The sequence below is a fragment of the Marinobacter albus genome, from assembly GCF_030238305.1.
In the GTDB taxonomy this organism is placed as follows: domain Bacteria; phylum Pseudomonadota; class Gammaproteobacteria; order Pseudomonadales; family Oleiphilaceae; genus Marinobacter; species Marinobacter albus.
Window position 1 is genome coordinate 1,268,363 of sequence record NZ_JASSQD010000001.1, and the last position, 19,733, is coordinate 1,288,095.

At 57.7% G+C, this 19,733-nt stretch carries 19 protein-coding genes; 7 read left to right on the top strand and 12 right to left on the bottom strand.

The window, feature by feature from the left end:
• Window positions 1-151 precede the first annotated feature (151 nt).
• Window positions 152-700 (top strand): zinc ribbon-containing protein, encoded by a 549-nt coding sequence (locus QQF73_RS05980; protein WP_219866376.1) that lies wholly within the window; start codon window positions 152-154, stop codon window positions 698-700.
• Here QQF73_RS05980 and lnt read toward each other — a convergent pair.
• The 5 genes from lnt to miaB all read right to left on the bottom strand — a co-directional run bounded on the left by lnt (window position 669) and on the right by miaB (window position 5,941).
• On the bottom strand, window positions 669-2,231 hold the full coding sequence (lnt, locus tag QQF73_RS05985) for an apolipoprotein N-acyltransferase (RefSeq protein WP_219866375.1): 1,563 nt from the start codon (window positions 2,229-2,231) through the stop codon (window positions 669-671). The genes QQF73_RS05980 and lnt overlap by 32 nt on opposite strands.
• On the bottom strand, window positions 2,221-3,066 hold the full coding sequence (locus QQF73_RS05990) for a CorC family transporter (RefSeq protein ID WP_219866374.1): 846 nt from the start codon (window positions 3,064-3,066) through the stop codon (window positions 2,221-2,223). The genes lnt and QQF73_RS05990 overlap by 11 nt, the downstream gene beginning before the upstream one ends.
• Window positions 3,063-3,536 (bottom strand): rRNA maturation RNase YbeY, encoded by a 474-nt coding sequence (gene ybeY / locus QQF73_RS05995; protein ID WP_219866373.1) that lies wholly within the window; start codon window positions 3,534-3,536, stop codon window positions 3,063-3,065. The genes QQF73_RS05990 and ybeY overlap by 4 nt, the downstream gene beginning before the upstream one ends.
• Window positions 3,533-4,516: a PhoH family protein gene (locus QQF73_RS06000; RefSeq protein WP_219866372.1), complete on the bottom strand. Its 984-nt coding sequence runs from the start codon at window positions 4,514-4,516 to the stop codon at window positions 3,533-3,535. Before QQF73_RS06000 ends, ybeY begins: the two co-directional genes overlap by 4 nt.
• A gap of 78 nt (window positions 4,517-4,594) precedes the next feature.
• Window positions 4,595-5,941, bottom strand: coding sequence for a tRNA (N6-isopentenyl adenosine(37)-C2)-methylthiotransferase MiaB (gene miaB / locus QQF73_RS06005; RefSeq protein WP_285368282.1), 1,347 nt, complete (start codon window positions 5,939-5,941; stop codon window positions 4,595-4,597).
• A 181-nt stretch (window positions 5,942-6,122) separates the two neighbouring features.
• Here miaB and trmH point away from each other — a divergent pair, with 181 nt between their 5' ends.
• Window positions 6,123-6,833: a tRNA (guanosine(18)-2'-O)-methyltransferase TrmH gene (trmH, locus tag QQF73_RS06010; RefSeq protein ID WP_285367593.1), complete on the top strand. Its 711-nt coding sequence runs from the start codon at window positions 6,123-6,125 to the stop codon at window positions 6,831-6,833.
• Window positions 6,834-7,065: 232 nt separating this feature from the next.
• Here trmH and QQF73_RS06015 read toward each other — a convergent pair whose 3' ends face one another.
• The 7 genes from QQF73_RS06015 to gatC form a co-directional block, all read right to left on the bottom strand.
• Window positions 7,066-8,082, bottom strand: coding sequence for a nucleoid-associated protein (locus QQF73_RS06015; protein ID WP_219866370.1), 1,017 nt, complete (start codon window positions 8,080-8,082; stop codon window positions 7,066-7,068).
• A 79-nt stretch (window positions 8,083-8,161) separates the two neighbouring features.
• Window positions 8,162-9,820: a sulfate adenylyltransferase subunit CysN gene (cysN, locus tag QQF73_RS06020; protein WP_219866369.1), complete on the bottom strand. Its 1,659-nt coding sequence runs from the start codon at window positions 9,818-9,820 to the stop codon at window positions 8,162-8,164.
• A gap of 1 nt (window position 9,821) precedes the next feature.
• The gene (gene cysD, locus QQF73_RS06025; protein ID WP_219866368.1) at window positions 9,822-10,730 is read right to left on the bottom strand and encodes a sulfate adenylyltransferase subunit CysD; all 909 of its coding nucleotides are present in this window, start codon (window positions 10,728-10,730) and stop codon (window positions 9,822-9,824) included.
• A gap of 169 nt (window positions 10,731-10,899) precedes the next feature.
• On the bottom strand, window positions 10,900-11,358 hold the full coding sequence (locus QQF73_RS06030; protein ID WP_416383195.1) for a PilZ domain-containing protein: 459 nt from the start codon (window positions 11,356-11,358) through the stop codon (window positions 10,900-10,902).
• 229 nt (window positions 11,359-11,587) lie between these two features.
• Window positions 11,588-13,039, bottom strand: coding sequence for an Asp-tRNA(Asn)/Glu-tRNA(Gln) amidotransferase subunit GatB (gatB, locus tag QQF73_RS06035; RefSeq protein ID WP_285367597.1), 1,452 nt, complete (start codon window positions 13,037-13,039; stop codon window positions 11,588-11,590).
• Window positions 13,040-13,061: 22 nt separating this feature from the next.
• Window positions 13,062-14,519: an Asp-tRNA(Asn)/Glu-tRNA(Gln) amidotransferase subunit GatA gene (gene gatA / locus QQF73_RS06040; RefSeq protein ID WP_285367599.1), complete on the bottom strand. Its 1,458-nt coding sequence runs from the start codon at window positions 14,517-14,519 to the stop codon at window positions 13,062-13,064.
• A gap of 29 nt (window positions 14,520-14,548) precedes the next feature.
• Window positions 14,549-14,836, bottom strand: coding sequence for an Asp-tRNA(Asn)/Glu-tRNA(Gln) amidotransferase subunit GatC (gene gatC / locus QQF73_RS06045; RefSeq protein ID WP_219866365.1), 288 nt, complete (start codon window positions 14,834-14,836; stop codon window positions 14,549-14,551).
• Window positions 14,837-15,210: 374 nt separating this feature from the next.
• Here gatC and QQF73_RS06050 point away from each other — a divergent pair, with 374 nt between their 5' ends.
• From QQF73_RS06050 to rng, 5 genes are read left to right on the top strand one after another with little or no spacing between them, the layout of a single operon-like run.
• Entirely contained in the window at window positions 15,211-16,251 is a 1,041-nt protein-coding gene (locus tag QQF73_RS06050; protein ID WP_218636732.1) for a rod shape-determining protein, read from the top strand.
• Between the two features lie 29 nt (window positions 16,252-16,280).
• A complete protein-coding gene (gene mreC, locus QQF73_RS06055; protein ID WP_219868041.1) occupies window positions 16,281-17,174 on the top strand; it encodes a rod shape-determining protein MreC in 894 nt (297 codons plus the stop codon).
• A complete protein-coding gene (gene mreD, locus QQF73_RS06060; protein WP_219866364.1) occupies window positions 17,174-17,650 on the top strand; it encodes a rod shape-determining protein MreD in 477 nt (158 codons plus the stop codon). The genes mreC and mreD overlap by 1 nt, the downstream gene beginning before the upstream one ends.
• Before the next feature lie 2 nt (window positions 17,651-17,652).
• Window positions 17,653-18,255 carry a Maf family protein gene (locus QQF73_RS06065; RefSeq protein WP_285367602.1) on the top strand — a complete coding sequence of 201 codons (603 nt, stop codon included), beginning with the start codon at window positions 17,653-17,655 and terminating at the stop codon, window positions 18,253-18,255.
• Window positions 18,252-19,730 carry a ribonuclease G gene (gene rng, locus QQF73_RS06070; protein WP_285367604.1) on the top strand — a complete coding sequence of 493 codons (1,479 nt, stop codon included), beginning with the start codon at window positions 18,252-18,254 and terminating at the stop codon, window positions 19,728-19,730. The genes QQF73_RS06065 and rng overlap by 4 nt, the downstream gene beginning before the upstream one ends.
• Window positions 19,731-19,733 lie beyond the last annotated feature (3 nt).

Below are 19,733 nucleotides of genomic sequence, written 5' to 3' on the forward strand. Positions count from 1 at the left end.
ATTCTAACGCACAGAAGGCCTGACAGGTAGTCTGCCAAAATCCCGATCCTGTGCCAGACTGAACAATATCGGAGCATTGCCGAAAGGTCCTGGGCCGGGGTGGCAGGCAGCCGCCTTTCTCTGTAGTTGGTGTGCGTGTTGGAGAGCCGTTATGACTGAACCAGAACGAAACCATCTGTCCGGTAAAGCGCTTGAAGTCTACAACCGGATGCTGGAGCGGGTGCAAGCCGGGTTGAAACAGACCCAGGATGCCTCCCTCGAGACGCTGGAGGATGAGATTCGGAAAGCAATCGAGTTCGAGTACGAACTGGAAGAGATGACCCGGGAGGAAGCAGACCTTCTGGGCGCCTATCTGCAACGCGACCTGGAGCATTTGCTGCATTTCGTGGAGGAAACCGGGGAAGGCCTGACCGATTGGTTGCAGCTGGATATTTCACTGCTTGAGCACCAGCTCGCCGACCAGCTCCTGTCGGTGGCCGACAAGACCTTGGTGGATACCCTGGAGCTTCGGCAAAAACTGGAGAATGAGGATGCCGGCCATTACATCTCCGGCGAAGTGGCCACGGCAGGCATGTTTCGTTGCCTCAACTGCAGCCACATGCGCTGCCTGACGGCAACCAGTCACCTGGAACCCTGCGACGCCTGCGGTTCCCACTACTACGAGCGGGTTACGAGCCGGTGGCCGAGGAAGGAGGAATAACCCGTTCCCGAACGAACACCACCAGGATCAGCGCCAGGGTCAGAACCGGCCAGGATCCCGTTTGCATATAGGGAGTGCTGCCCTTGGCGGTGAATACCTCGCCGTTCAGGGTAGCGCGCTCAAATTGCGGGATGGTTTCGGTGATCCTGCCGCGGTTGTCGATAATGGCTGTCACCCCGTTGTTGGTGCCTCGGAGCATATACCGCCCGGTTTCCAGGGCCCGCATGCGGGCTAGCTGAAGGTGCTGTAGCGGACCGATGGAATTGCCGAACCAGCCGTCATTGCTGATGGTGAGCAGGAGGTCCGCGCCCCGGCTGTTGAAGGCCACAAAGTCGGGATAGGCCACCTCATAGCAGATAAACGGCATGATGCTCATGCCGTTGGCTTGGAGTGGGCCCTGGTATTCCGGGCCGCGGCTGAAACTGCTCATGGGCAGGTCGAAGAAACCAATCAGTCCGCGGAGCAAGCCTTGAAGCGGGACATACTCGCCGAATGGCACCAGCTTCTGCTTGTGATAGATGCCCTCGCCGTTGCCAATGGCCATGATGCTGTTATGGAAGGTGAAGTCCTCTATACGGTCACTGAATCCGTACCAGGGGATTCCGGTAATCAGGGTGCTCTTCCCGCCCAGCTTCTGATCGATGTGGTCGATAATTTTGCCCGCCTGGTCCTGGGGAATGGGGATGGCGGTCTCCGGCCAAAGGATCAGGTCGGCATTCCAGTGCTCTTCGGTCATGCCCAGATAGGTCACAATCTGGTCTTTCAGGAAGTCCGGATTCCATTTGATCTGTTGGGGAATGTTGCCTTGCATCGCGACAAAGCTGGTCGGCTCGGTGCTGACCTGGGTCCACTCAACACGGTTCAGGGACGGGCCAATCAGCCAGGGCGTCACGGCGACGACAAAGACGATCGCTGCTGCCATATGACGGAGGTGTTTGATCAGCCACCACGCAGCGTAGAGTGCAACGGATGTAACTGTAATCCAGAAAGTGACACCGTGGACGCCGGTCAGTGGGGCCAGCCCTGCGAGTGGGCCGTCTGTGTGCGCGGTACCGAGATACAGCCAGGGGAAACCGGTGAGAAGCCAGCCCCGGAGCCAGTCTCCGAGAATCCAGATGGCAGGAAACAGAATCAGCCGCCGGATGGGACTGTTCTTTGCGAGCTTGCCCCAGAACCAGAATGCGAGCGCGTGGAACAGCGCCAGCCCGGCAACGAAGATCACGGTGAGGAGCACAGAAACGGGGATGGAGGTGTTGCCGTACTGGCTGATGCTGATGTAGACCCAGCTGGCACCGCTTCCGAACAGCCCGAGGCCCGTGAACCAGCCGGCCGCGAACAGCCGGTCGGACCCGAGCGGCACAGTCACCAGCAGGATCAGAAGGATCGAGACTGGCCCGAGCCACCAGAGTTCAAAGGGTGAGAAAGTGAGTGTTTGCAGGGCACCGGCCGCCACCAGTGTGGCCGTGCCCAGCCAGCGACTGGCGGAGAGTGGGGAGCTCAGCCCCCTGATGTCTGTAGCTTCAATGCTCACTTCGGGTTACCTGCAACAAACGGATGACTCGGTTATCGGCGTTGGCAATAGTAAAGCGCAAGCCACCGAATTCAACCGTTTCACCGCGCCTGGGCAGGTGACCGAATTCCTTGAGTACAAGGCCGCCGATGGTATCGAACTCTTCCTCATCCAGCTCTGTTTCGAAGAACTCGTTGAAATCGTCGACCGGTGTTACGGCCTTCACCGCGAAGGTGCCGTCGCCGCGGGCCTTGATATGGGTTTCCTCGTCGAAATCGTGCTCGTCCTCGATTTCGCCGACGATCTGCTCCAGCACGTCCTCGATGGTGATCAATCCGGCCGTACCACCGTATTCATCGACCACAATGGCCATGTGGTTGCGGTTTTCCTTGAACTCCTTGAGAAGCTGATTCAATCGCTTGCTCTCAGGTACAAACGTGGGCGGTCGCAGGATTTCACGAATCTTGGACCAGTTGAGTTCATTGTTCAGGGCCAGTGGCAGAAGGTCCTTGGCCAGCAGAACTCCGATGACGTCATCCTGACTGTCACCGATGACCGGGAAGCGACTGTGGGCAGAGGAAATGATTTCGCCCAGAAACTCTTTGGGCTCTTGGGAAGCCTTGACGGTGACCATCTGCGACCGCGGGATCATTATTTCATCCACCCGCATATCGATCACCTGCATCGCACCTTCGATGATGCTCATGGCATCGGTATCGATGATGCTTTGGGACTCAGCGTCCCGGAGGATTTCCAGCACGTCCTCTACGGACTCAGGCCCGCTGGAAAAGGCCTGTGATATACGTTCCAGCCAGGACTTGTTGCCCTGACTGCGACTCGACTGATCGTCGCTCATGAGTCTTTTTCCGTTTCCTCTGCTTCGTAAGGGTTGCCGAATCCGAGTTGCGCCAGCAGCCGGATTTCAAGGGCTTCCATGACCTCGGCATCTTCGTCTTCTACGTGATCGTAGCCCTGAAGATGCAGCATACCGTGTACTACCATATGCGCCCAGTGGGCTGCAGCCGTTTTGTGTTGCTCAGTGGCTTCGTGCTCCACAACGGGCGCGCAAATAACGAGATCTCCCGCCAATGGAACCGTTATACCGGCTGGCGCTTCAAATGGGAAGGACAACACATTGGTCGGTTTGTCCTTACCCCGAAACTCATGATTCAGGGTCTGGCTTTCCAGCGCTCCGACAACGCGGATGGTTACCTCGGATGGGTGATCGCCCAGCCAGGCAGCCTGCGCCCAGGTCTGGAGCAGGGTTTCCTCGGGCACCCCCGAGCCTTCGAAGACGTTCTGGAAATCCACGGTCAGCGCGCTCATGAGCTGGATCCACTCCCGTCATCGAAGGCATCGTAGGCTTCAACGATACGCTGCACCAGCGGGTGACGGACAACATCCTTGGCTTCGAAGCGGGTAAAGCCGATGCCTGTGACCTTGCCCAACACGCCGGCGGCGTGAATAAGGCCGGAATTCTGGCCGCGAGGCAGGTCGACCTGCGTGGTATCCCCGGTGATCACGGCGGTCGAGCCGAAACCAATCCGGGTCAGGAACATCTTCATTTGCTCACGAGTGGTGTTCTGGCTCTCATCGAGAATGATGAAGGAATTGTTCAGGGTCCGGCCGCGCATGAAGGCCAGCGGTGCAATCTCGATCACGCTTTTCTCTATCAGTCGGGTGACCTGATCAAAGCCCAGCATTTCATATAGTGCGTCATACAGGGGGCGCAGGTACGGATCCACTTTCTGCGCCAGATCGCCTGGCAGAAATCCCAGTTTTTCACCGGCTTCCACCGCCGGTCGCACCAGCAGGATGCGCTTGACCTGTTCGTCTTTCAGGGCTTCTACAGCGCAGGCAACCGCCAGCCAGGTCTTGCCAGTGCCGGCTGGCCCGATGCCGAAGTTAATGTCATGGGTGCGAATGTTGTGAACGTATTTTTGCTGGTTTGCGCCCCGGGGCTTGGCCTGCAGCTTGGGTGTCTTGATAACCGTGACTGCGCCGTCAAAGGGCACATCTTCGGGCAGGCGTTCGTAGCCGGTTTCGCGGATGAACAGGTGCACCGTATCGGGCGGAATGTCATCGGCGGCTTCGGTCTCGCGGTACAGATGGCGAATGACCTCCACGGCGGCTGCAACATGCTCGGTTTCGCCCTCGACGCGAAAATGGTGGCCGCGCCGGCCGACTTTAACCTGCAGTCGGCGTTCGATGTGTTTCAGGTTTTCATCGAACTGACCACAGAGGGTTGCCAGGCGGCGCTGGTCCACGGGGTGCAGGTCAAATTGTCTGGAATCGCTGGTGTTCAAAAATGCTCCGTTTTCGTTGGCTCCCCTGGCATTACCAGAATGGGAGTTTGGGTGCCGGTATGGCTTTGGGCTGTGGCCTCAATAAAGCTCGGAGTTCACGGGCTTGCCACGAAGCGAGTTCGCGTAGGCTTCCACGATTTCAACGTCGATGAAGTGGCCCACTACGTCCGGGTTCTCGTGCCGGAAATTTACAATGCGATTGTTCTCGGTACGGCCGGCATATTCTCCGGGGTCTTTCTTGGAGAGCCCGGTTACCAGAATGCGCTGAGTGGAGCCAACCATCTTGCGGCTGATATCCATGACATTCTGGTTGAGCCGGTCCTGGAGAATCGCCAGCCGCTGCTTCTTGACCTCGATCGGGGTGTCGTCAGGAAGATCTGATGCCGGCGTACCCGGGCGGGCGCTGTAAACAAAGCTGAAGGACATGTCGAAACCGATGTCGTTGATCAGCTTCATGGTGTCTTCAAAGTCTTTCTCCGTCTCGCCGGGGAAGCCAATGATGAAGTCCGACGAAAAACTGATGTCCGGACGGATCTTCCGCAAGCGGCGCAGTTTCGATTTGTACTCCAGCGCGGTGTGGCCACGCTTCATTGCTGCCAGGACACGGTCTGAACCGCTTTGCACGGGCAGGTGCAGGTGACTGACGAGCTCCGGAACCTGCTCGTAAACATCGATCATCGCATCGGTAAATTCCACCGGATGAGAGGTGGTGTACCGGATTCGGTCGATCCCGTCGATGGTCGCAATCAGGGAGATCAGCTCCGCGAGGTCCATAATGTCGCCATCATGGGTCTCGCCCCGGTAGGCATTTACGTTCTGCCCCAGCAGATTCACTTCACGCACACCCTGGCTGGCCAGATGCGCCACTTCGGCAATGACGTCATCGGCAGGCCGGCTCACTTCCTCGCCACGGGTGTAGGGCACCACGCAGAAAGTGCAGTACTTGCTGCAGCCTTCCATGATGGAAACAAAGGCTGAGGGGCCATCGGCCCCGGGCTCGGGCAGGTTGTCGAACTTCTCGATCTCCGGGAAGCTGACGTCGACCACACCGACGCCGTTACCTTTGGCGCGAACCTCGGTAATCATGTCGGGCAGGCGGTGCAGGGTTTGCGGACCAAACACCATGTCTACGTAGGGCGCGCGGTCAATGATGGCCTGACCTTCCTGGCTGGCGACGCAGCCGCCCACGCCGATGATCAGATCGGGTTTGCTGTTCTTCAGGGATTTCCAGCGGCCAAGCTGATGAAATACCTTCTCCTGGGCTTTTTCCCGGATGGAGCAGGTATTCAGCAGCAGGATGTCTGCGTCCTCTGGCGTGTCCGTCATCTCAACGGTTTCGCCGGTACGCAGGAGGTCCGCCATTCGGGATGAATCGTACTCATTCATCTGGCAGCCGTGGGTTTTGATAAACAGCTTCTTGGCCATGGGTCTCAACGTATTCTGGTGGATGGTGCGCCGGGATTTGCGATTCTGGATTGCTGGCGCGATCAAAAAGGAACTGCGTATTATAACGGGGTGCTCATTCTTCAACCACCATTGTCTCGGCTTGTAGCTAGTTCAATGTGGTATTATTGGCCGCTTTCGTACTTGCAGACCCTGAATTCAAATGACTCCCGAACGTCTTGCCCGCATCAAACAAACATTGGACACCCGCCAGCCGGACCTTCGGGTGCTGACCGATCAGGTCCACAAGCCCCGAAATCTGTCCGCCATTATCCGCTCCTGCGATGCTTTCGGTCTGGCCAACATGCACGTGGTCTGGCCCAGGGAAGGTTTTCGGGCGTTCCGGAAGACGGCGGGCGGTAGCTACAATTGGGTCACTACGCTTACGCACCGGACCATGGATGCGGCAATCGGCGAGTTGAAGGGGCAGGGCCACAAACTATATGCAGCCCAGCTGTCCGATCGCGCAGTGGATTATCGCGAGGTGGACTTTACCGTGCCCTGTACCGTCATCCTTGGCAATGAGGTGGACGGCGTGAGCGCGGATGCGGCGGAGCAAGCGGATGAGCATATTGTGATTCCGATGATGGGCATGGTGGAATCCCTCAACGTGTCGGCCGCCTGCGCGATTATTCTGGCGGAGGCCCAGCGCCAGCGTAAGTCAGCAGGTCTCTACGACTACCGCAGGCTGCCCGATGACGAATACCGGCGACTGCTCTTTTGCTGGTGCCAGCCAACGGTCAAACGCTATTGCGATGACCGCAAGCTGCCGTATCCGCCGATTGATCCGGACACGGGAGAGCTGGTCGACGGTGTCGGCTGGATGAAGGAGATTCGCAAGCTTCGGCATCCGCACCTGGAGCACGCCGAATAAAACGAGACCCAGTCGTCTTGCCGGCTTTGGAAGCCGGGCCGTTGCTGCTGTTTCTGTATTTCACTCTTTTTGTTGATTTGCGGTTGTGCGGGTAACTCTGCAAGACGGAAATTGACTGGTATTTTCAAGTTTCAGCGTCCGAACATTATGCCCTCTATACGACCGCTGGATGGTGCCTGAAAACTCACGGCATTCCCCCAAAGCAGTGGGAGTCTGGATTCGACCTGCCTAATCACTCCTCCCGAGCTTCCAAATACCGCTGCAACTGCTCCCTGAGAGCTTTTGGCAGACGGGTAATGGTGAGTGCATCCTTGTCCCGGTCGTAGTAAATCGCCTGGTTGACCAGGTCCGAGGAGAAGGAAACGCTCATGCCACCACCAGATCCGGCGATGCGGACGAGCTTTTTGACCTTGCGGTGGTCCGGGTGAAGTACGCCGCTTTCCGGTAGTTCGGTGGTCTTTGATGCGAACTCCTTGAAGCGTTGGGGTTCGCTCTCATCCAGGTATCCGGAGAGCGCTTCGATCTCGACCGGCTCCCCGAGGGCATGCTGTTCCTTGCAGAACTCGTAGGCCCGGCTCCGTACTTCGCCGGCTTTCTCCGGTTCGGAAGATTTGGCAAAGGCTTCGACCGCATCAAGGAAGGTGACGGTTTCTTTTTCCACGTCTACCTGGTTGGTAAACCCTGCCAGGCGGATGAACATCTCACCGGGTTCACCAGTTCCTCGACCGTGGACAAGGGTCAGGTAATTCTCTGCACCATTCTCACTGCGCCAATCATCCAGCTCAATGCGCACGGCCAGGTTCAGACGGGAAAGACTGAGCACGTCAGTGGCGTCCAGTGCCTGGTTACCGTCGAAACGCAGGGCGCTGTCGCTCTCCAGAATCAGCAGGTATACCACTTCGGTGTCCGCCAGGGTCTCGTGGACAATCATCAGGTGGCCCTGAAACTCTTCCTGGCTTCCTGTGAGGAGCTCCTGCCACTGACCGAACAGGCGGTCGGTCATCGAGCTGAAACTCTGCCTGTCATCAAGGTAGTCTTTGAGCCAGCTACTGAACGGACATTCGCCAATGTCTTCCGAGAAGCGGCCGTATTTCTTGCCCGGTTTACTGTTGAACAGGCGCTTCATTTGCTTGTGCAGTGATTCGTAGTCGCCTCCGGGTTCAGAAAGGACTTCCCCGGACTGAAGGCGGGCGGGCTGACCTGGTTGATATTGGCTGGCAAAGGCGGTGCGTAGGTGTTTGATGGCCATGCTCGGATTCTCTTGCGACGTGCAATAAAAAAGCCCCGGAGGCACTTCTGGCCTGCGGGGCTTGTGTGCAACCCAGAGGTCAGATGCGCTTGCTCCGGACCAACTGTTGAACCAGCTGACTGACAGCGGCAGGAATCTCCTGATCGCTATCAGCGGAAACGGAGGCAGAGGCTACATCGGAACCGAGGTTGACCGCAACGGCGATCAGGCCATGTGAAGACAGCAGCTGAGCTGTCCGGCGGCGGTCGTCAGCGTCGCCGGCATTGTCTTCGGTGACCACGACTGCGGTCTTGCCCTGATCGAAGAGCGCACGCTCGACGGCGAGCGCCAGCGCTGGCGCGTGCTTGCCGTTGCATCCAATGATGGCGGGCCTCTGAGCCAGTCTACGCTCGCGTTCGTCCGGGCTGACAGGGTCGAGAGATTCCAGGCCGTCTGCCAGGCCAGCGATCATGCCGGCGCCAACGGTGACGTTGGAAAGCCGGTCGATCACGATGAAGCTGCCCGTGGCATGATTGCGCTGGTAGGCGTCAAAGGCGATGGGCTGGTTCAGGGTGAGTTCGCACAGGCCGATTTCGTTCAGTTGCAGCTTGCTCGGGTTGGCATTCTGCTCGAGTGTGTTTACGTCGGTCTGGTGATGGATCTTCTTGACCGTACCGGAGGTAAAGGTTGGCCCGAGTTTGATGTCATAGAGTCGACCGGTTTCCAGCGGTGCGTCTGTCATCCAGACGATGTTGGCATTGAAGCGGTTGTCGACTTCCGGCTCGTCCTCCACCTTGACCAGCATGTCACCGCGGCTGATATCGATCTCGTCAGTCAGAGTAAGTGTCACGGCCTGGTCGATGTAGGCTTCGTCCAGGTTCCCGTCGAAGGTGACAATGTCCTTCACCGTGCTGGTGCGACGGGAGGGCAGCACCATGACCTGGTCGCCCGGACGCACCACGCCGGAGGCGATAGTGCCGCAAAAGCCGCGAAAGTTCAGGTTGGGGCGATTCACATACTGTACCGGGAACCGGAAGTGCTCCAGATTCTTGTCTCGGGAAATCTCGACGGTTTCCAGGATGTCCATCAGCGGCTGACCGGTGAACCAGGGGGTGTTTTCGCTCTTGTTGACGACGTTATCGCCTTCAAGGGCGGAAATCGGCACGAACCGAATATCTTTCAGGCCGAGCTTGGTAGCAAAGGCCAGATATTCATCCTTGATTTCGTTGAAGCGTTCTTCGCTGAAATCCACCAGATCCATTTTGTTCACGGCCACGACAATGTGGCGAATGCCCTGAAGCGAGGCAATGAACGAATGGCGTCGTGTCTGGGTCAACACGCCGTGGCGGGCATCGATCATCAGGATTGCCAGTTGGGCTGTCGATGCGCCAGTCGCCATGTTTCGGGTGTACTGTTCGTGCCCCGGGGTATCCGCAATGATGAACTTGCGTTTGTCGGTCGAGAAGAAGCGATAGGCAACGTCGATCGTAATACCTTGCTCACGCTCGGCCTGGAGGCCATCGACCAGCAGCGCCAAATCAAGCTTTTCGCCGGTGGTACCCATCTTGGCGCTGTCTGTTTTCAGGCTCGCCATGTGATCTTCGTAGATCATTTTGGTGTCGTGCAGCAGGCGGCCGATCAGGGTGCTTTTGCCGTCATCGACGCTGCCGCACGTCAGCAGGCGCAGCAGCTCTTTGTTCTCGTGTTGCTTCAGGTAGGCCTGAATATCTTCAGCAATCAGATCAGACTGGTGTGACATCTTAGAAATACCCTTCCCGCTTCTTCTGTTCCATGGACCCGGCTGAATCGTGGTCAATGACCCGCCCCTGACGTTCGGAGCTGGTTGCCAGCAGCATCTCCTGAATAATCTCAGGCAGGGTGTCTGCCTCGGATTCGATGGCGCCGGTCAGCGGGTAGCAGCCGAGGGTTCGGAAACGGACCGATTTCATCATCGGCGTTTCGCCTTCCTTCAGCGGCATGCGGTCGTCGTCCACCATGATCAATGTGCCGTCGCGTTCAACCACCGGTCGCTTGGCAGCATAGTAGAGGGGAACGATTTCGATGTTTTCGAGATAGATGTACTGCCAGATGTCCAGTTCTGTCCAGTTGGACAGCGGGAACACCCGAATACTCTCGCCCTTATTGATCTTGCCGTTGTAGATGTTCCACAGTTCGGGACGCTGGTTCTTCGGGTCCCAGCGATGATATTCATCGCGGAACGAATAGACCCGTTCCTTGGCCCGGGATTTCTCCTCGTCGCGACGGGCGCCCCCGAACGCTGCATCGAACTTGTACTTGTCCAGCGCCTGTTTCAGGGCCTGGGTTTTCATGATGTCGGTATGCTTGGCGCTGCCATGGGTGAACGGTCCAATGCCCTGCTTGATACCGTCCTCGTTCTTGTGGACGATCAGATCAAGACCGTACTCCTTCACCTTGCGATCCCGGAAATCGATCATGTCCTTGAACTTCCACGTGGTGTCCACGTGCATCAGCGGAAAAGGAGGCTTGCCAGGATAGAAGGCTTTACGTGCAAGGTGCAGCATGACAGCGGAATCCTTGCCGATAGAGTAGAGCATGACCGGGTTATCGAACTCGGCTGCCACTTCCCGGATGATGTGGATGCTTTCCGCTTCCAGCTGCTTCAGGTGCGTGAGGTTGTATGTGGTCATGGTGTTCCGTTGCCGCGGTGCGGGCCTTGATGGCTGTGCAAATTAGACCTGTAACTATACCAGAGCCGGCAAGGGTATAAGAAGCGCCGCAACTAGAGTTTGGCGTTATAATAATATAGCGGCAAAGCGGAAATTGCCGCGATGGGATAGAGGTAGTGGCGGTGAGAAATCAGGTCGGATCGTGGGAATCCGCGAGTAGCTTGGCCACGTAGCGATCCACGTAGTCAAATCCGTTGCCTTCGAATTCGGCAAACTGGATGCCGAGATGGAACTCGTCCCGCGCGACGCGGCGCATATGCACAATGTTCCCATCGGCAATAATGGATACCGGCTGGGTGGCAACGACAGGCACTGAAAAACGGGTTTTGACGGAAATCCAGTTGCCCGGAGCAGGACTTTGCTGGTTGGGTATGAGGGCTTTGACGGCTTCCCGGCTGCAGGAAATCATCACACCGGTTCGCGAGAGGTTGGCAACCGAGCAGGTCAGGCAGGAGCCATCCGGCTTTTCTACGGTAATTTCGGTTGAAACATCGACGCGCTGTTGGTTGCGAAGATTGGTTTTTATGGCGACTGGTTTCATGGCTACTCGTCTGGCGTGGCTGGTTTCGAATGCGGCTGCCTTTCCCATAAATCCCTTCCAGAAAAAATACTTAAGCCCGCTGAATCTTAATTGTTTACTTAATGATCGGCAAGAAGCCTGTAGTTCATTGTGGCAGATTTGTTACGTTATTCTGAACAAGACGTCACAAATTTTGACACAAGTCAGATCAGGCCATTGTGTTATTGGTCAGCTTATTCTGTGTGGTGGGGAGTGACCAGGGCGGCAGATTGATGCGCCCTGGTCTCGAGGCAGATTGTCAGTCAGAAAGCTTCCTGATCAGGATCTCGTTAAAGAGCTTGGGGTTGCCCTGTCCCTTGGAGGCTTTCATTAATGGCCCCATAAAGCCGCCCAGCATTTTCTTGCGCTTTTTGGGGTCTTCCTCGTTTTGGTATTGAGCCACCTGGTCCGGCATGCCCGCCAGAACCTCATCGACCATTCTCTCGAGTTCGCCGGTATCGGATACCTGCTTGAGCCCCTTGGCATCAATAATGGCATCAACGTTGTCGTTTTCACCGGACCAGAGTGCGTCGAAGACTTTCTTGGCGCCGGCTGAGGAAATGGTGTTGTCGGCAATGCGCACCACCAGATCGCCGAGCTGTGTGCCGGAAATCGGAGACTCTGAAACGGACTTCTCTTCCGCGTTCAGGCGGGCGGAAAACTCGCCCTGAATCCAGTTGGCGGTCAGCTTGGCGTCTTTGCCATGGCTGACGGCGTCCTCGAAGAAGGTCGCCAGTCGGGCGTCGCCGCTGAGCAGTCCGGCGTCGTAGTCGTTCAGGCCGTACTGCTCCCTGAATCGCGCCTTGCGGGCATCCGGCAGTTCCGGAAGACATTTGCGTGCATCCTCGATGAAGGCATCATCAATTTCCACCGGCAGCAGGTCGGGGCAGGGGAAGTAGCGATAGTCGTTGGCCTCTTCCTTCGTGCGCATGGAGCGGGATTCGTCCCGGTCACCATTGTACAGCCGGGTTTCCTGTTCAATGACGCCACCGTCTTCGAGGATGTCCATCTGCCGCTCAACTTCGTGAGCAATGGCCTGTTCCATGAATCGGAACGAGTTGAGGTTCTTGGTCTCGGTACGGGTGCCAAGTGTGCCGGAGCCTTTTGGCTTCAGTGAAATGTTAACGTCGAACCGCATGGAGCCCTGGGACATGTCACCGTCACAGATGCCCAGCGACGTCACCAGGCTGTGCAGTTTTTTGGCGAAGGCAACCGCTTCTTCGGCGCTGGTCATGTCCGGTTCGGTGACGACTTCAATCAGAGGGGTGCCGGCCCGGTTCAAGTCAACCCCGGTCATGCCGTGGAAGTCCTCGTGCAGTGACTTCCCGGCGTCTTCTTCCAGGTGGGCGTGGTGAATGCGTACACGCTTGGTCTCGCCGTTGGCCAGATCCAGATCGACATAACCGGGTCCTACGATCGGGCGTTCAAGCTGGGTGGTCTGGTAGCCCTTGGGCAGGTCCGGATAGAAATAATTCTTGCGCTCGAAAACCGAGCGACGCTCGATTTCGGCGTTCACCGCCAGGCCAAACATGACCGCATAGCGGAAGGCCTGCTCGTTTGGAACCGGCAGGGTGCCCGGCATGGCCAAGTCAACGGCATTGGCCTGGGTGTTGGGTTCAGCGCCATAGGCGGTGCTGGAACCGGAAAAGATCTTCGTTTTGGTGGCGAGCTGAACGTGAATTTCCAGCCCGATCACAATATCCCATTGCATGGTGTCATTCTCCTTTTCGGGCTTACTGCGGTTCACGCTGGTGCCAGTCGGTCACCTGCTGGAATTGATGGGCGGCGTTCAGCAACCGGGCCTCGGAGAAATAATCTCCGATGATCTGCAGGCCAACGGGCAGTCCATCCACGAATCCGGCCGGCACCGACATGGCCGGGACGCCTGCCAGGTTGATGGCAATGGTGAAGATGTCCTCCAGGTACATGGTAACCGGATCGTTGGTCTTCTCGCCCAACGCAAATGCGGGAGAGGGGGTGGTCGGACTCATCAGGACGTCTACCTCCTTGAAGGTATTGATGAAGTCCTGCTGGATCAGGCGGCGAACCTTCTGGGCCTTGAGGTAGTAGGCGTCAAAATAACCGGCGGACAGGGCGTAGGTGCCCACCAGGATTCGACGTTTCACCTCGGTGCCAAATCCTTCCGCCCGGGTCCGGGTGTAGAGGTCCATCAGGTCTTTCGGGTCTTCGCAGCGATAGCCGTAGCGGACGCCGTCAAAGCGGGACAGGTTGGCCGATGCCTCTGCGGGCGCGATCACGTAGTAGGCCGCAATGGCGAGCTTGGCGTTGGGCAGGGACACTTCCTTGACCGTCGCGCCCAGCTTTTCGTACTCCCGGACGGCAGCCCGGATCTGCTCCTCCATGGCAGGGCTGAGCTGATCTGAGAAGTATTCCTTCGGCAGGCCGATCCGGAGGCCTTTCAATGGCTCGTTCAGGGTGGCGGTGTAGTCCGGAACTGCCCGGTCCAGTGAGGTCGAATCCTTTGGGTCGAACCCGGCCATCACGTTCAGCATGAGCGCGTTGTCTTCGGCTGTGCGGGCGATGGCGCCGCCTTGGTCAAGGCTGGAGGCGAAAGCGATCATGCCGTAGCGGGAGACTCGACCATAGGTCGGTTTGAGGCCCGTCACACCGCACAAGGCGGCCGGCTGGCGAATCGAGCCGCCGGTGTCGGTGGCGGTCGCTGCCGGCACCAGTCGTGCCGCGACCGCTGCTGCGGAGCCGCCGGAAGAACCGCCGGGTACCCGCTTCTCGCCTTTGCTCAGGCCCCAGGGATTGGTTACTGCGCCAAAATGGCTGGACTCGTTGGAGGAACCCATGGCGAATTCGTCCATATTGGTCTTGCCCAAACACACCGCCCCGGCCTTGCGGAAGTTGTCAGTCACGGTGGCATCATAGGGCGGGACGAAGTTCTCCAGCATTTTCGAGCCACAGGTGGTGCGCACGCCGTTGGTGCAGAAAATGTCCTTGTGGGCGAAGGGAATGCCGGTCCAGGGCGTGGCGTTGCCAGCGGCGCGCTGGGCGTCAGCGGCTTGGGCATCGGCCAGGGCCTGCTCCTCGGTCACGGTAATAAAGCTGTTGTACTTGCTGTCTTCCTGCTTGAGGCGATCGAGGAACTGTTGCGTCAGCTCCACGCTTGAAATCTTGCCGCTCTCCAGTTCCCGGGAAAGCTCTGCTACGGATTTGTTGTGCATGATGATTCCTGAAATCGCTGGTCGTCAGATCACTCAATAACGCGGGGTACGAGATAAAGACCGTTCTCGGTGGCCGGGGCAATGGCCTGGAAGGCTTCCCTCTGATTGGTCTCGGTTACCTCGTCCGGACGCAGGCGCTGAACAGCATCAAGGGGGTGGGCCATAGGCTCGACGCTCTCTGTATCGGCGGCGCTGAGCTGGTCAACCAGATCAAGGATGTTTCCGAGATCGTTCTCCAGGGCCGAAACTTGCTCGTCGTCTACACGAATGCGAGCGAGCACAGCGACTTTTTCAATGTCCTCACGGGAAATGGTCACGCATTGCCTCCCAGATAAATGAAATGTCTTTAATGAAAGTCCTCTGACCACACAAGGATTACCTGCGATGTGTGTCGTTGGGAGAATGCTTTCCAGGATCCTGTGGTGCCAAACATGGCGGAGCGCAAGCGCCATGGCGAGGTGCCTGCGGGGGCTCTGGAACACATTCTTCGGACGGCCTTTCACCTTAGCCAAAAAAGAAAGAGCGTATGGTAACAGATTCGAACAAAGGCGGGAGGGCCGAAGGTATGGGGGGGATGTGTGAACCGTAAGGCGCACGGCCTTTTCGCGCCTTGCCTGCAGGGGTGCTCACTGCTAAAGTTGCCGCATCTTTTCTATGCGACTGCAACTCTCAGGTTGAAACTACACGAATGTTGATCAAAAGACTCCGAGGCTTATTCTCCAGCGACCTGTCCATCGACCTGGGCACCGCGAACACCCTTATCTATGTGCGTGAGCGCGGCATCGTGCTGAACGAGCCGTCGGTGGTGGCCATTCGCACCAACAACTCCCAGAAAATGGTGGCCGCCGTCGGTGCGGAAGCCAAGCGTATGCTGGGACGTACACCGGGCAACATTACTGCCATTCGCCCGATGAAGGATGGCGTGATCGCAGACTTCGTGGTGACCGAGAAAATGCTGCAGCACTTTATTCACAAGGTGCACGAAAACAGCTTTATCACTCCGAGCCCACGCGTTCTGGTATGTGTGCCCAGCAAGTCTACGCAAGTTGAGCGCAAGGCCATTCGTGAGTCCGCCCTGGGTGCCGGTGCCCGGGAAGTGTTCCTGATTGAAGAGCCGATGGCCGCTGCCATTGGTGCCGGCCTGCCGGTAGAAGAGGCCAGCGGTTCGATGATCGTCGACATCGGCGGTGGTACGACCGAAATCGCTATCATCTCCCTGAACGGCATTGTTTACGCCGAATCCGTACGAGTTGGTGGCGACAAGTTTGACGAGGCCATCGTGACCTATGTTCGGCGCAACTACGGCAGCCTGATCGGTGACTCCACTGCCGAGCGCATCAAGCACGAGATTGGTTGTGCCTACGAAGGTCTCGAGATTCGCGAGATCGACGTTCGGGGCCGCAACCTGGCAGAAGGCGTTCCCAGGGCCTTTACCCTGAACAGCGAGGAGATCCTTGATGCGCTGCAGGAGTCCCTTGCACAGATTGTTCAAACCGTAAAAAGTGCTCTCGAGCAGTCGCCGCCCGAGCTGGCCTCCGATATCGCCGAGCGTGGTATCGTGCTGACCGGCGGTGGAGCCCTGCTGAGAGGTCTGGACAAGCTCCTCAGTGAGGAAACAGGCTTGCCGGTTATTATTGCGGAAGACCCACTGACCTGTGTTGCCCGTGGTGGCGGCAAGGCGCTGGAAGTGATTGATCGGGGTGGCATTGGAATGTTCTCCCAGGAGGGATAATCCTGTAGGGAGGGTTCGCCATTAAGACCATCTTTGTCCAGGGCCCGGTACCGGGTTTCCGACTCTTTCTCATAGTCATTGTATCGGCAACCCTGGTGGTTGCCGATGCGCGTTTCGACAAGCTCTCTTTCGTCCGCAGCACAATTGCGACTGGCCTGGCGCCCGTCTATTGGCTCGGCAACGCCCCCTACGAGTTCAGTGACTGGGTTGCCGGTCTGTTCGTAAACAAGGAAGATCTCCAGCAGGAAAACGAGGATCTCAAGGCTCGCCTGATGATTCTGGAGCGCCGTGCGCTCAAGTACGCCGCGCTTGCTTCCGAAAATAATGAACTGCGACGTCTGATGAATTCCTCCGAAGTACTCGATGACCGCGTCATCGTAGGTGAGGTTGTCGGCGTATCGCCAGATCCCTTCTCCCACGAAGTCATTATCAACAAAGGCGAGAGTGACGGCCTGAAACCCGGACAGGCCGTTCTGGACGCCCATGGACTGATGGGGCAGGTTGTTCAGACCAGTCAGATCACTTCCCGTGTGCTGCTGGTGTCAGACAGCAGTCACGCCGTACCGGTCGAGGTGGTGCGGAACGGGCTCAGAGCAATTTTGCTGGGCACCGGCGACGCGAACACGCTGGATCTCGTTCACGTTCCGGACACCGCCGACATCCGCGAGGGCGACTTGCTCGTCAGTTCCGGCCTGGGGGGGCGGTTCCCGCGTGGCTATCCGGTCGCCGAGGTAGGGCTGATCAATAAAGAGCCGGGGGAGCCTTTTGTGTCCATCGAGGCGACACCCAGGGCCGAGCTGAATCAGAGCCGATTGGTGCTCGTGGTATTCCCGCCCACTGTCGACCGTGAGGCGCCTCTGGAAGAGGGTGGAGAAACCGCAGACGAAGCCGATCAAGGTTCCGGACAGGAGGGAGCAGGCTGATGTTGTCCGTTATCAGTTATCCGGTGTTTGCCCTGTCCGTCGTGGTTGCTCTGGTACTGAGCATTTCTCTGTTTCCGGTTGGCTGGTTCGAGTTCCGTCCGGAGTGGGTCGGGCTTGTCGTATTTTACTGGACCTTTCGGGCGCCTGCCCAGTTCGGTATCTTGCTGGCCTGGTTTCTCGGGCTCTTGCTGGATGTGCTTGAGGCCACGCCCCTCGGCCTCAATGCCCTGGCCATGGGCTTGATCGCATTCCTCGTATTGACGGTGCATCAGCGTCTGCGTATGTATCCACTGCCGCAACAGTGCCTGATGGTCTTTCTGCTGTTGGGGATTAACCAGATGCTCGTTCATTTCATCAAGCAGATGCTCGGTGGCGACGATGCCGGCTTCAGCTATCTGTGGCCGGCCCTGACCAGCGCCCTGGCCTGGCCGGTATTCTGTGTCCTGCTGGACAATATCAATCGTAAGTTGGGATAAGCATGGCCACGATCATTCTCGCATCGGCCTCTCCCCGACGCTCCGAACTCCTGCAACAGATTGGCGTGACGTTTTCGGTACAACCGGCGCACGTGGATGAAACGCCCCGTCCGGGCGAGCTGCCGGAACACTATGTGGAGCGTCTGGCGCGGGACAAGGCGCTGGCCGTCGCGGCGACCTCGCCGGGGGCACTCGTGCTGGGATCCGATACTTCGGTTGTTCTGGACGGGGTAATCCTCGGGAAGCCTGGCAGCCCGGGCGATGCCGTTGAGACCCTGCTCAGACTCTCGGGTGCCACGCATCAGGTAATGACCGCCGTGGCTCTGGCCGAGGACAACCGATGCGCGTCGCGCGTCGTAATCACTGAAGTCACTTTCCGCCCCCTCTCGAAGGCGGAAATTGAGGCGTACGCCGCCAGTGGCGAACCGATGGACAAGGCAGGAAGCTATGGAATTCAGGGTCTTGGTGGTATTTTTGTCAGTAAACTACAGGGCAGTTACAGTGCTGTGGTGGGTTTGCCGCTGCTGGAAACTGCGGCCCTGCTGGCAGATGCCGGTCATCCGGTCTGGGAAAACTGGCCAAACAGTCTGGAGAGCCGAACATGAGTGAAGAGATCCTGATCAACGTGACACCAGTGGAAACCCGCGTGGCACTGGTTGAAAACGGGATGTTGCAGGAAGCCTACATTGAGCGCACCAGCCGCAAAGGCATCGTTGGCAACATCTACAAGGGCAAGGTGGTCAGGGTGCTTCCCGGCATGGAGGCGGCATTTGTCGACATAGGCCTGGAGCGCGCTGCGTTTATCCATGCGTCGGACGTGGTGTCCCAGTCTGGTGGGGACGAGCCCAGTGAAGGGCCGAAAACCGTGCCGGATATCCGGACCCTGCTTCGGGAAGGTCAATCCCTGGTAGTGCAGGTGACCAAGGATCCGATCGGCACCAAAGGGGCCCGGCTGACTACCCAACTCTCCATTCCCTCCCGTTATCTGGTGTTCATGCCAGGCGTAAACCACGTTGGTATTTCCCAGCGAATTGAGGATGAAACCGAACGGGCCCGGCTTAAGGGCCTGGTGGAAGAGGCGGCGGCCGAGGAGACTGAAGCGCAGGGCGGTTATATTATCCGCACGGCCGCGGAAGCGGCATCGCCGGAAGAACTGATCGGTGACATGACCTACCTGCACCGTCTCAGTCAGTCCATCCACGAACGGATTGCGCGGGTGCAGGCGCCGGCAGTGATTTATCAGGATCTGCCACTTTTTATCCGGACCATCCGGGATCTTATCCGCCCGCAGACTGAAAAGGTGCGGATCGATAGCCGCGAGAGCCACCAGCGGGTGATGGAGTTTGTCGAGGAGTTTGTAACCGAATTCTCCGACAAGGTGGAATATTATCCGGGTGAACGACCGATTTTTGATCTCTATTCAGTCGAGGATGAAATCCAGAAGGCGCTCAGCCGCAAGGTTCAGCTGAAGTCCGGTGGCTACGTCATTATTGACCAGACCGAAGCAATGACGACCATCGACATCAACACCGGTGGCTTTGTCGGACATCGGAACCTGGAAGAAACCATTTTCAAGACCAATCTGGAAGCGGCCCGTTCCATCAGCCGGCAACTGCGACTGCGCAACCTGGGCGGCATTATCATTATTGATTTCATCGACATGGAGGATCCTGAGCACCAGCGCCAGGTCCACCGCATGCTTGAAAAGATGCTCGAGCGGGATCATGCCAAGACCAAGATCACCGGTGTCTCGGAACTGGGCCTGGTAGAGATGACCCGGAAACGGACCACGGAGAGTCTGGGGCAGGTGCTCTGCGAGCCCTGTCCGATTTGTGATGGCCGAGGTTTCCTGAAGACCAGCGAGACCGTGTGCTACGAGATCTTCCGGGAAATCCTTCGGGTGAACCGGGCCTACGATGCTGAAAACTATCTGGTAATGGCATCGCAGAGCGTGGTCGATCGCCTGCTGGATGAAGAGTCAGACAATGTCGCAGATCTCGAAACGTTTATCAGCAAGACCATTCGCTTTCAGGTGGAACCGTTCTACAGTCAGGAGCAGTATGATGTTGTCTTGCTCTAATCC

Coding starts and splice junctions, on each gene's coding strand:
- QQF73_RS05980 (WP_219866376.1), top strand. CDS start 152: ATGACTGAACCAGAACGAAACCATCTGTCCGGTAAAGCGCTTGAAGTC.
- QQF73_RS05990 (WP_219866374.1), bottom strand. CDS start 3,066: ATGAGCGACGATCAGTCGAGTCGCAGTCAGGGCAACAAGTCCTGGCTG.
- ybeY (WP_219866373.1), bottom strand. CDS start 3,536: ATGAGCGCGCTGACCGTGGATTTCCAGAACGTCTTCGAAGGCTCGGGG.
- miaB (WP_285368282.1), bottom strand. CDS start 5,941: ATGGCCAAGAAGCTGTTTATCAAAACCCACGGCTGCCAGATGAATGAG.
- trmH (WP_285367593.1), top strand. CDS start 6,123: ATGACTCCCGAACGTCTTGCCCGCATCAAACAAACATTGGACACCCGC.
- QQF73_RS06015 (WP_219866370.1), bottom strand. CDS start 8,082: ATGGCCATCAAACACCTACGCACCGCCTTTGCCAGCCAATATCAACCA.
- cysN (WP_219866369.1), bottom strand. CDS start 9,820: ATGTCACACCAGTCTGATCTGATTGCTGAAGATATTCAGGCCTACCTG.
- cysD (WP_219866368.1), bottom strand. CDS start 10,730: ATGACCACATACAACCTCACGCACCTGAAGCAGCTGGAAGCGGAAAGC.
- QQF73_RS06030 (WP_416383195.1), bottom strand. CDS start 11,358: ATGGGAAAGGCAGCCGCATTCGAAACCAGCCACGCCAGACGAGTAGCC.
- gatB (WP_285367597.1), bottom strand. CDS start 13,039: ATGCAATGGGATATTGTGATCGGGCTGGAAATTCACGTTCAGCTCGCC.
- gatA (WP_285367599.1), bottom strand. CDS start 14,519: ATGCACAACAAATCCGTAGCAGAGCTTTCCCGGGAACTGGAGAGCGGC.
- mreD (WP_219866364.1), top strand. CDS start 17,174: ATGTTGTCCGTTATCAGTTATCCGGTGTTTGCCCTGTCCGTCGTGGTT.
- QQF73_RS06065 (WP_285367602.1), top strand. CDS start 17,653: ATGGCCACGATCATTCTCGCATCGGCCTCTCCCCGACGCTCCGAACTC.
- rng (WP_285367604.1), top strand. CDS start 18,252: ATGAGTGAAGAGATCCTGATCAACGTGACACCAGTGGAAACCCGCGTG.